Genomic DNA, 10959 nt, shown 5'->3' with positions numbered 1-10959 from the left:
CACAATAGAATAATGATCTCAACGCCTTAGCATTATCGTGCATTACTTTAAGCCACTTAGCCCGTGCAATTAAAAGATAAAGGACTGATAAATATGGCTAAGATTGTTGAGTATTCAAATTCAAAAGGGAAGCTGTATCGCTTTCGTGTGTATGCAGGTATCGACGAAACAACGGGAAAGAAAAAATATATCAAGCGATCAGGTTTTAAAACCAAGGCGCAAGCAAAAAAAGAGTTGGTCAAGTTAGAATATGAGATCGCTAACGGTGGATACTTCAAGCAGGAAAGACCCGAAACGGTAAGGGATGTATACAATATTTGGATAGACCAGTACCGTTTGACGGTCAAAGAAGCAACGTTTTTTAATGCTAAAAGGGCGCTAGAATACTATGTCTTACCTGCAATAGGATCATACAAGGTCAATAGTTTAACACTTAGTGTCTGCCAAAAAGCTGTTAATGAGTGGGCGTCTAAGTGCCCTGGTTCTGTCAGCATAATAAAGGTGTATGCGTCAGCATTGATAAAATACGCTGTTAAGCTGGAAATAGCAAACAAGAACCCGTTTAGTGATACGACAATACCACGAACTCAAAAACGGGAAAAAATAAATTTCTTGGACGTTGGCCAATTAAAAACATTCTTGGCGTTGGCAGAAAAAAAGAGCCTAAAACAATATGCGTTGTTTAGGCTACTAGCTTACAGCGGTATGCGAATTGGTGAACTTGTTGCGTTGACTTGGGATGATGTCAATTTTGCAGATAACACCATCAGCATTAATAAGACCCTGTCAAAGAATGCAGATGGTCAACCGATCATACACGATCCAAAGACTAAGACAAGTAAGCGCCTGTTAGATATGGACGTCGAAACAATGCAGATCTTAAAGCGGTGGAAAGTTAAGCAAGCTAGTTACTTGTTAGCGATCGGGATAAATGCAATGTCAAAAAGCCAGCTAGTTTTTAGCAATAGGTCTAATGAATTGCTTGTCACTACGGCAATAGGTAGATGGTGCAAGCAACTCTTAAAAGCTGGTGACTTACCTAAGATCACGCTTCACGGGTTTAGGCATACACACGCTACTCTGTTGCTGTCTGCTGGTGCTAGCGTCAAAGAAGTTCAAAATAGGCTCGGGCATAGTGATGTAAGTACTACACTTAATATCTATACTCACTTGACCCGACAAGATCAAAAAGAGACTATTCAAAAGTTCGTTCGCTATCTAGGATAGAGACCCAAAAGAGACCCTAGGCACTCTATGAGACTTAAAAACCGCCTAGCAGTAAGAAAAAATTATACATGGTATAATAGTCCTTGTAACTAAACATTAAATATGAAAGAAGGATAATTTTATGGCTACAGCTAAAGTTGTCTTTGCCACGATCACTGGCAACAATGAAGATATTGCAGATATTATCGCACAAGCACTCGAAGAAAAAGGAATGGACGTCGAAGTCGAAGAGATCTCACAAGCCGATCCAGCTGATTTCGAAGAGGTCGATCTCTGTGTGGTCTGCCCCTATACTTACGATGAAGGTTCACTTCCTGATGAAGGGATCGATTTTTACGAAGAACTAGCCGATGTCGATCTAACTGGCAAAGTTTACGGTGTGGCTGGCTCTGGCGATACTTTCTACGGTGAATATTTTGGCTTGGCAGTCGATAAATTTGGACAAGCTTTAGAAAATGCTGGGGCTAAACAAGGAGCTCAAAACGTCAAGATCAATTTAGCACCCGATAGTGACGAAGATATCAAACGTTTGGATGATTTTGCCGCAGCTTTAGCTCAAGCTGTCAATGCTTAAAGTTAGATCCATGACAAAAACTGATCTGAGGTGACTGCTTTGAATTTTTCCTTTGAGAAAAAACAGTTAAAACATCTGTATTTGACCTATACTTTGGCCTTCTTACTGGTTTCATTTTTTGTCTATGGAACTTATTTGATCACTGGACACGCCTTGATCTGGCATTTAGATGGTGCTAATCAACATCTGCCTTTACTGGAACAATACCGCGAGCTGGTCTTAAACTTTTTCAAAGATCCTAGTCAGGGAATAACTCAATGGGCGTGGAACTTTGGCCTAGGAAGTGATGCTTTTCAAGTCTATTCCTACTATAACATTGGAGATATTTTCACCTATATCGCTTTGCTATTCCCTAAAAGTCAGCTGGCTTTAGCTTTTCAATTGACGATCATCTTGCGGTTATACTGTGCGGGATTGGCCTTTTGTTATCTAGCTAAGCATTTTGACTTTGGACGTTGGACGATCGTTGCCGGAGCATTGGTCTATCTTTTTAATGCCTTTTTGCTCTATTCAAATGTCGCCCAACCCTTCTTTACGACCCCGTTTATCCTCTTTCCGTTGATAATCGTGGCTTTAGAGGCAGTTTTACAAAAACGTTCTTACTTACCGTTGATCCTCGTCTTTACTTGGATGCTGATCAGTAGCTTTTACTTTGCCTATGTCTTAGGGATCGGCGCCATACTCTACTTGGGATTGCGCTTTTGGACACACTACCGTCGGCTCTATCAGCCTAAAGATATCTTTCGGGTCATCTTCAATTTAGGCATAGCGACGCTGACCAGTTTATTGTGTGCCAGCATCATGCTTATCCCTGAGATCTTGGCTGTTAAAAACTCGACTCGTTCTGGGGGAGCATTTGCGAACGGCTTGACGCTTTACCCCCCCTATTACTACCTAGCATTACCGAGTCAGCTGATCAATGGAGCTAACCGTGATTTTTACTTTTGGAGTGCGCTAGGATTTGCTAGCTTGGCGTTTTTTGCGCTCGTTTATATCGTATGTGAACGCAAAAAATATCCGCTATTATTTGGGAGCTTTTTGCTGAGTTTTATCATGTTGCTCTTTCCATTTTTCGGCGCAGTTTTTAACGGGATGCTTGCACCGTCAAATCGGTGGACTTTGCTAACATGTTTACCGATGGCCTTAGCAGTTTGTTGCTTGATAAAAAATAGCCACAAGCTCACACAAAAGAGCTTAAAAAGCTTTACGTATAGCCTACTGATCTATGTAGCCTATATTGGCGTGACTTATCTATTCCAAAATGATGAAAAACTCTTCATCCCGGTCATCTTTTTATTTATCTTTTGGAGTATTTTGATCGCTTCAAACATGCCCAAGATCCGCTCAAAATTACCAGCCCACCTATTATTATGGGCCTTGATCGCTAATGTCTGCTTTAATGCTATCTACTTTGAAGCACCCTATAACGGTGGCTATGCGACCGAAATGTTACCCGCTGGTGCCTATAAGACTTTAAAAAATGAGCGTTTCTTTGGTTTAGACAAAGCGTTGCCCGATCCGCAAACTGATTTTTACCGGATCTCGACTTTGAGCAAGAATTATGAATTGGGTTCAGATTACCATCTCTACAATGTTTTAGGTTCTAAACTCTATTCGATCAATTCATACTACTCACTTCAAACTAAGTCCTTAGGCGATTTTTCAAATGTGATGCAAAACTCACAGTATGAAGCTAATATTCCCTTGGGCCAAGTTTCTGACCGAACAGTATTGAATAATTTCTTAGGCGTCCGCTATCTGTTTGCCTTGCTCAACCAGCCTAACGCTAATAAAATCCCTTATGGTTATGAGCTGGCTAAGACGACCCAAAAGCTCACTGATCCAAATGGAAATAGTAAAAAAGATCAACAAACTTTGCTCTATCAAACAAAAAATGCTTTTCCACTGTTGTATCTCCAGTCTAAAGCGATCGCTACTTCGACTGCTGATAAATTAAATCCCACCCAACGTGAACGGGCTTTAGCTTTAGGGGTCGTGGTCGATGATAAGCTAGCTAAAAATTATCCTACAACGACCATCACTTCTGAAGTCGTTGAAGTCCCTTATCGTTTGATCTCAAGCCGGGGAACGGTGATCTCACCCCAAGACCTTGTAAAACAAGATAGTGATGAGACCTACCAGATCATGTTAGAAGAACCCGAAAAGTACGGTGCAGGCGAATTACATTTTGATTTTTCTCAGATCAAATACACGCCTTTCACATTTAGTGAGCAGTTAGCTTTGGAAAAACGCAAGCAAATTAACGATCTGACCCAAGGGATCTTAGCGAAAAATGAACTTCTAAGTTCCTACAAATATTTCCGTTACCACATCCTACAAGGATCGCCGGACAACAGTTTTTCACTTAGTGTAACTTCAGACCTTGGGCAAGAAAAACTCTTCCAGCCTAAGCAAAACGCTTTATCATTTTATAAGACTGTTACTCAGGGTACTTTAAATAGTGGCTATTTCAAAGAATTACCTGCAAGTTTGACTTTGACGCCATCTAAACTTGGAACATATAGTTTTAAATTAAAGATCTACGTTGAAAAGCTGGGCACTAGCTATGATAAGCAAGTCCAACAACTCCAAAAACAGGCTTTACAAGATGTCAAATTGACCAAAAATGGTGTTAGCGGTAATATTACCGCCACCAAAAAGGGGATCTTGACGTCTTCGATCCCGTACTCAAAGGGCTGGGAAGTTACGGTCGATGGTAAAAAACGCACCGTCATCAAGACTAATCATGCTTTTATCGGGACGACCTTAACTAAGGGAAAACACCACGTAAGTTTTACTTACCACTTACCTGGCTTAAAGATCGGGGCTTTATTATCAGCACTAGGGCTGCTATTATATGCTAGCTTAGGCCTTTTCGCATTTCTGAAAAATAAAAAAGCCACTAAAACCGTATAAATAGTAAAGGACCCATCATGATGCATTTGCATCGTGATGGGTCCTTTGTCAGTTAGTTATTTAATGCTTTTTATCAACTAAAATCCTGTGGTCGGTCAGCCAACTGACCAAAGTGGTAGGCGATCGCATCTAAGATCCGCCGACTAGCTTGCCCATCACCATATGGATTTTTAGCTTGTGCCATTTGTTGATACTGGTTCTCATCTTCTAGCAACGCCGTCATTTCACGTTTGACGTTTTCGTATTCAGTCCCGACTAACTTAAGCGTTCCAGCCGCGATCCCTTCCGGACGTTCGGTCGTATCGCGCAAGACCAATACAGGTTTGCCCAAGGATGGAGCTTCTTCTTGGACCCCACCAGAATCACTCATGATAAAATGGCTTCGGGCTGCCAAATTGTGAAAATCAACAACATCTAGCGGGTCGATCAAATGGACGCGCTCGACCCCATCAAAGGCAGTATGGGCTAATTTTTGCACCGTGGGACTGAGATGGACGGGATAAATGATCTCGGTATCAGGATGCTTGGTCACAACATCTTTCATCGCCTTAAAGACTTGTTCCATCGGCTTACCTTGATTTTCCCGGCGATGCATCGTTACTAAAATAACTTTTTTAGAAAAATCAACTTTTTCCAAGATATCATGTTGATAATCTTGAGCGACCGTTTGCTTTAAGGCATCGATCGCCGTATTTCCCGTCACATAAACTTGCTCTACAGGATGATTTTCTTGTAATAAATTTTCTTTACTTTGCAGAGTCGGCGCAAAATACAGATCGCTCAAAACATCGGTCAACTGCCGGTTCATCTCCTCGGGATAAGGCGAATACTTATTCCAAGTCCGTAACCCTGCTTCAACGTGACCGATTGCAGTTTTATTGTAAAAGGCCGCTAAACTAGCAGCAAAAGTCGTTGTTGTATCACCATGAACTAAGATGATATCCGGTTTTTCGGCTTGGATCACTTGTTCTAAACGATTCATCACATTAGTCGTGATCGTTGTGATCGTCTGATCTGGTTGCATCACATCAAGGTCATAGTCAGGGGTGATCTCAAAAATTTCGAGTACTTGATCTAACATTTCACGGTGCTGAGCTGTCACAGTGACAACAGTCTCAAATTCAGCCGCACGTTTTTTTAATTCTAAAATCAATGGTGCCATCTTGATCGCTTCTGGACGAGTTCCAAAAATTGGCATCACTTTAAGCTTTTTCACGTACATCACTTCCTAAAAGTTTTGTATTTCATCTTATTATAACAATAGTTAAGCTCAAACAAAAATTTAATTGTACCTTAATTCAAGCTACTTATGGTATTATAGATAAAAAATAAGGAGGAATTTTTATGGCCATTGCAAATTTCGAACATAAACTCGCCCAATATGCTCACTTGATCATAAAAACGGGGGTCAACATTCAACCTGGACAAACTGTTGTCCTATATATCTCAGTGACGCAACAACAATTAGCTCATTTGATCGTCAAAGAAGCCTATGCTGCTGGAGCAAATGAAGTTATCGTTAAATGGAATGATACCTTCACTAGCCGGCAATTTTTAGCCCATGCTTCAGAAGAACGCCTAGAAAACATTCCAGCCTACGTAAGCGCTGAAGCAGATTATATCGTGGATAAGCATGCCGCACGGATATCAGTGATCTCTGAAGACCCCGATGCATTTAGTGGGATCGACCCCAAACGGATCGCTAAAAACCAGGCTGCGATGGGAAAAGCTCTTTTAAATGTACATAAAGCGACCCAAAACAATGACCTTACCTGGACTGTCGTTGCTGCTTCAGATGTAGCTTGGGCCAAAAAAGTTTTCCCTGATCTAAGTGATACTGAAGCTGTCGACCGTCTTTGGGAGGAGATCTTTAAGACTTGTCGGATCGATCAAAAAGACCCGATCAAAGCGTGGCAAGAACACGATCAAACCTTGCGTAATAAAGCTAAATGGCTCAATGACGAACAATTCGTGGCTCTCCACTACACTTCCCCTAAGACCGACTTGACTATTGGATTACCTAAAAACCATATTTGGGAAGGTGCTGGTAGCTTTAGTGTCGAGGGGATCGAATTTATGGCTAATATGCCAACTGAAGAGGTCTTCACTGCGGCTGATAAAGATCGGATCGACGGCTATGTCACTTCGACTAAACCACTTAGCTATGCAGGCAATATTCTAGAAGATATCAAGTTTACATTCAAAGCTGGTCATGTAACTAAGATCGAAGCTAGCTCTGGACAAGATATCTTAGAACATTTAGTCGAAACTGATGCTGGGGCTAGCTCCCTTGGTGAAGTAGCACTTGTTCCCGATCCTTCACCGATCTCACGTTCAGGGATCGTCTTTTTCAACACTTTATTTGATGAAAATGCCAGCAACCACTTAGCGTTAGGAAGTGCCTATCCTTTCAGTATCCAGGATGGAACTACGATGGATGATGAAGCATTGGCAGCGGCTGGACTAAATCTCAGCCAGATCCACGTCGATTTCATGATGGGTTCAGCTGACATGAATATTGACGGCATCCGTGCTGATGGTACAAAAGCCCCGATCTTTAGAAACGGTGACTGGGCTTAATTTCAGCACAAAAAACACCCTTGATCTCTAAAAATGAGCACAAAAAAGGAAGGCTAAAAAACCTTCCTTTTTTTGTATTATTTTAGTGTACCAACTTTAGGTAATTTAGTTAGGACTGCTTTTTCGTGGGGAGCATGGGCGATCGCAGCACTGAGATCGTTACCAGCTGTGTTCCCGTGGTGCTTGCCACCCTTCCAAGCAGGTACTGCAGTAACATCATAGACAACACCATCGATCGCAACATAAGCTGGACGTCCCTCTTGCCCGTCATATTGTGCTAACTGGGCCAAATCAAATTCTTTTTCCATACAGATCCCTCCAATTAATAATTAGCTCTTTCATTCTAACACTACCACATTGCGCTTTATAGACCAAATAATTTGTTTTATCTTACCCTAATAAGACTACGCGAATCAAAAGATACCCTCCGACCATCAGTGCCAACACACCGATGACAAATAAGATAACTTTCATTATGATCGACTCTTTTTCGTGCATATTGACCGCACTAATGATCATCAACAACCCAAACAAACATACCAACAGAATAATTAGCGTTGTTGAAAGTCGCATATCCTCACCTCAAGTTACTAAATATTTCATCATTTAAAATTATAATACTTTCCTTGGAAGTTTTCATGAAAATTAAGCTCATTTAGTGAAAGTTTAAAAATAACACAAAAAGACTAGAACGAGCCTAGTCTTTTAAAACTTATTATTATTTTATCTTAGTACCAGCCGTTTTGTAACCAGTGTTGTTTAGCGTTTGTCCAAGAACCGTAACGTGAAGATACGTAGTTGTTAGCAACACGTTCTTGGTTTTCAGCTGAGTAGTCACCATTCAAGTATGAAGCTGATAATTGGTATTTACCGATGTATTGACCGTTTGTTACTGTGTAAGAACCACCGGATTCCTTACCTGCGATCCATTCGCGAGCAGCTGCTTCATCACCGTTACCGGTCGTATTTGTTGTTTGTTGTTGAGTAGCTGTGTAGCTTTGACCTTGTGCTGCTTGTTGAACTGCTGCTGCTTGGGCTGCTTGTTGTGCTGCAGCTTGAGCTTGAGCGGCTGCTTGGGCTTGTGCTTGCGCTGCTTGTTGTGCTTCAACTGCTGCTTGAGCTTGGGCTTGAGCCACTTGTTGAGCTTGGTCAGCTTGAGTTGTTTGTGTTGTTTGTGCTGGTTGAGCAGCTACAACTGGTGCTTGTTCAACTGTTTGTGCTTGACCGCCAACTTCGATCTTTTGACCTGGGAAGATCAAGTTGATGTTTTCTAAGTTGTTTAATTGTTGAAGAGCTTCAACTGTTGTGTTATTACGCAATGCGATGTGTGAAAGTGTATCACCTGCATTAACTGTTACTGTATCTGCATTTGCGGCAGCTGCTGTAGCAGCGGTAAAACCTACGACTGTTGCGGCTGACAATAAAACCTTATTTAAATTCATAAAATATATTCACTCCTGTAAAATTCTTCTACTTATATGTTTTTAAATTCAATTATTTATTTTTCTAATAACATCCAAAGCTCAAAGCTTTTTAGCTCCCTGCGAGCTAACAATGAATAGTATACGGATTGTTTGTGACATTAAAGTACCAAAAACTTTACCTAAAATGGATGTTATGTAATATTTGTTACATTTCGTAATATTTAGTAACAAAACTTTTGTAATAAAATTATCTATGTTTAAACTCAAGCCCGTAATAGCGCCGTTCTTACCTTTTACAAGTTTTATGACAAAAAAAGCCGATTTTTTACCAATTCTGACCAAATTTTTTTGAAAAAATTCGAAAAAAATTTTTTCAACGGCCAAAAAACGGTTATTTTTTCGAAAATTCTGCTTTTTTAGCCATTCTTGTTACATTCATGAAATAGTGTAACACCCATAACAAACATAAGTTCGTATTTTTGGTCGAGATTTTATCTTAACTTCCACTTGTTGCCAAATATTTATGACAAAAATACGTCATTTAGCGCAAAATATAAAAAAATCAGGCAGTGGTCTGACCCACTACCTGATCTTTACTACTATACATTAATTAGTTTTTTTAGCATCATGCTTTTTACGATAGAAAGTAACACCACCCACTACCAGTAAGATAATGCACAATGCACTGACGATCAACCGGAGATCATTTCCCTTAAAAATGGCATCCCCACCAAAAGCATATAAAAATGATGTCGGTAAAACACCGATCACGATACATAAGAATTGCTTTCTAAAATCCATCTTCAAACGAACTCCCATATAATTGACTAAAAACGATGGGATGATCGGGATCATATAGCCTAGGATCAATGCGACCATTTTGTTCTTAAAATGAGCCAAGCGCTCTAAGATCCGATTAGGGTGCTTAGTTTCCTTATTAAAATCATGATTTTCATCAAACTTAGTAAAAAAGCCAGCTACTAGTGCATTTCCTAGTGAATTGCCTGTAATATTCATCAATAATCCGATAACAGGCCCAAAACAAACACCATTAAAAATACAGATAACTGAACTTGAGAGTGCTGGCACAGCCGAAGTGACCGCCGTCAATAAAATCAACAATAGTGCATCTTTAGGACCACGATCACGAAATGTATGCATCAAAACACTCTTATCATGTTTAGGATCTAAAAATTGTAAATACTGCGCTTCGTTATTTTTGAAAATAATATAGATCAGTACTGCTGCCAAAACGATCCCTAAACCACTTAAACAATATAATAATTTGCGATGTCTAATGTGTAACTCGGTCATCTCGCTTCCCCTACCTTATCTTTCTTTAGTTTAAGTTTAACAATTAATTTAAGAAAGTTCCAGTTACTCAAAATGTCCACTTAGTATAATCTACATATTATAGGTAGAAACTCGCAAAAAACACCTTTCTTATCCCATTGATATTATCGCTTCAATAACATCTAAAATAATATAGTTATATTTGTAACTGTCCCCATTCAAAGGTACAATATCAATTTTTTTAGATTTGTACTCGATATCCCCCTTTATATAATGAAAATATATCTTAAAAGAAAGCAGGTTTTTTTAATGAAAAACAAGTTTTTTATTGCATTTTTAAGTGTATTTTTCCTTTTTGGTTTAACAGCCTGTTCTAATGATAAAGCAAAGGATACTGCAAGTAGTTCTTCTAGCAGTTCTAGCAGTTCTACCAGTTCCAGTAGTGCTAAAAGTTTGAGCAGTAAAGCCAGTTCGACCAGTAAAAACTCACTTTCACGTGCTAGATCAACCAAAGGTAACTCCGCAGACTTTGCTTTAATGATCAAAACTGCCCAAAGTCAGATTCCAGCCCTTAAAGCTCAGCTCAACGGCGAAAATGATACTTTTAAAGATATCGCGATCGATGAAGGTGAAGATAGTACGATCATTTACAACTATACTTTTTCTCAACCACAAAATATCAATCTTGATAATGAAGCTTTAAAACAAGTTTTGATCCCAGAAGTTGAGCCTTTATTAAATAGGGCTAAGGCCATTGCACCCGATGTTAAGGTCTTGGTAAAATACGATAATCCTGATGGCAGCAATCTCGCCACGATCTCGGTCACCCAAACTGATATTGAAGCAGCCAAAGCAACTACACAAGAATAAATCCTAAATAACGAGGGACCCACCACGATACAGTGATGGGCCCCTCGTTTGCTGTATTTATAAGCTATCGTTTCA

Annotated in this window: 10 protein-coding genes; 5 read left to right on the top strand and 5 right to left on the bottom strand. The window is 39.9% G+C overall.

From position 1 onward, the window contains the following. Positions 1-93: 93 nt before the first annotated feature. The 3 genes from FC30_RS02690 (at position 94) to FC30_RS02680 (ending at position 4717) form a co-directional block, all read left to right on the top strand. On the top strand, positions 94-1227 hold the full coding sequence (locus FC30_RS02690) for a site-specific integrase (RefSeq protein ID WP_010688453.1): 1134 nt from the start codon (positions 94-96) through the stop codon (positions 1225-1227). 121 nt (positions 1228-1348) lie between these two features. Further along, on the top strand, positions 1349-1801 hold the full coding sequence (locus FC30_RS02685) for a flavodoxin (RefSeq protein WP_010688454.1): 453 nt from the start codon (positions 1349-1351) through the stop codon (positions 1799-1801). 39 nt (positions 1802-1840) lie between these two features. After that, positions 1841-4717: a YfhO family protein gene (locus tag FC30_RS02680; protein WP_010688455.1), complete on the top strand. Its 2877-nt coding sequence runs from the start codon at positions 1841-1843 to the stop codon at positions 4715-4717. 73 nt (positions 4718-4790) lie between these two features. On the opposite strand, the gene wecB is transcribed toward FC30_RS02680, so the two are convergent. Next, a complete protein-coding gene (gene wecB / locus FC30_RS02675; protein WP_010688456.1) occupies positions 4791-5933 on the bottom strand; it encodes a non-hydrolyzing UDP-N-acetylglucosamine 2-epimerase in 1143 nt (380 codons plus the stop codon). 128 nt (positions 5934-6061) lie between these two features. Between wecB and FC30_RS02670 the strand changes: the two genes are divergently transcribed. Beyond that, positions 6062-7297: an aminopeptidase gene (locus FC30_RS02670; RefSeq protein ID WP_010688457.1), complete on the top strand. Its 1236-nt coding sequence runs from the start codon at positions 6062-6064 to the stop codon at positions 7295-7297. Between the two features lie 77 nt (positions 7298-7374). Here FC30_RS02670 and FC30_RS02665 read toward each other — a convergent pair whose 3' ends face one another. The 4 genes from FC30_RS02665 to FC30_RS02645 form a co-directional block, all read right to left on the bottom strand. Then, a complete protein-coding gene (locus FC30_RS02665) occupies positions 7375-7605 on the bottom strand; it encodes a cytochrome b5 domain-containing protein (RefSeq protein WP_010688458.1) in 231 nt (76 codons plus the stop codon). Positions 7606-7687: 82 nt separating this feature from the next. Continuing rightward, positions 7688-7870, bottom strand: coding sequence for a hypothetical protein (locus FC30_RS02660; RefSeq protein WP_029507289.1), 183 nt, complete (start codon positions 7868-7870; stop codon positions 7688-7690). Between the two features lie 155 nt (positions 7871-8025). Continuing rightward, positions 8026-8739, bottom strand: a complete 714-nt coding sequence (gene apf / locus FC30_RS02655; RefSeq protein ID WP_010688459.1) for an aggregation-promoting factor — start codon at positions 8737-8739, stop codon at positions 8026-8028. 588 nt (positions 8740-9327) lie between these two features. Next, positions 9328-10035, bottom strand: a complete 708-nt coding sequence (locus FC30_RS02645; protein ID WP_010688461.1) for a TVP38/TMEM64 family protein — start codon at positions 10033-10035, stop codon at positions 9328-9330. Between the two features lie 288 nt (positions 10036-10323). Between FC30_RS02645 and FC30_RS02640 the strand changes: the two genes are divergently transcribed. Then, positions 10324-10884, top strand: coding sequence for a hypothetical protein (locus tag FC30_RS02640; protein WP_010688462.1), 561 nt, complete (start codon positions 10324-10326; stop codon positions 10882-10884). The last annotated feature ends 75 nt before the right edge of the window (positions 10885-10959 follow it).

This window comes from Ligilactobacillus animalis KCTC 3501 = DSM 20602 (genome assembly GCF_001434535.1).
Classification (GTDB): Bacteria; Bacillota; Bacilli; order Lactobacillales; family Lactobacillaceae; genus Ligilactobacillus; species Ligilactobacillus animalis.
Note: the sequence above shows the minus strand (reverse complement) of the source record. Positions and strands in the feature narration are given on the sequence as shown.

What these genes read in the sequence shown, in the direction of transcription:
- FC30_RS02685 (WP_010688454.1), top strand. Translation starts at nt 1,349, where the DNA reads ATGGCTACAGCTAAAGTTGTCTTTGCCACGATCACTGGCAACAATGAA.
- FC30_RS02645 (WP_010688461.1), bottom strand. Translation starts at nt 10,035, where the DNA reads ATGACCGAGTTACACATTAGACATCGCAAATTATTATATTGTTTAAGT.
- FC30_RS02660 (WP_029507289.1), bottom strand. Translation starts at nt 7,870, where the DNA reads ATGCGACTTTCAACAACGCTAATTATTCTGTTGGTATGTTTGTTTGGG.
- FC30_RS02670 (WP_010688457.1), top strand. Translation starts at nt 6,062, where the DNA reads ATGGCCATTGCAAATTTCGAACATAAACTCGCCCAATATGCTCACTTG.
- apf (WP_010688459.1), bottom strand. Translation starts at nt 8,739, where the DNA reads ATGAATTTAAATAAGGTTTTATTGTCAGCCGCAACAGTCGTAGGTTTT.
- FC30_RS02690 (WP_010688453.1), top strand. Translation starts at nt 94, where the DNA reads ATGGCTAAGATTGTTGAGTATTCAAATTCAAAAGGGAAGCTGTATCGC.
- FC30_RS02665 (WP_010688458.1), bottom strand. Translation starts at nt 7,605, where the DNA reads ATGGAAAAAGAATTTGATTTGGCCCAGTTAGCACAATATGACGGGCAA.
- FC30_RS02640 (WP_010688462.1), top strand. Translation starts at nt 10,324, where the DNA reads ATGAAAAACAAGTTTTTTATTGCATTTTTAAGTGTATTTTTCCTTTTT.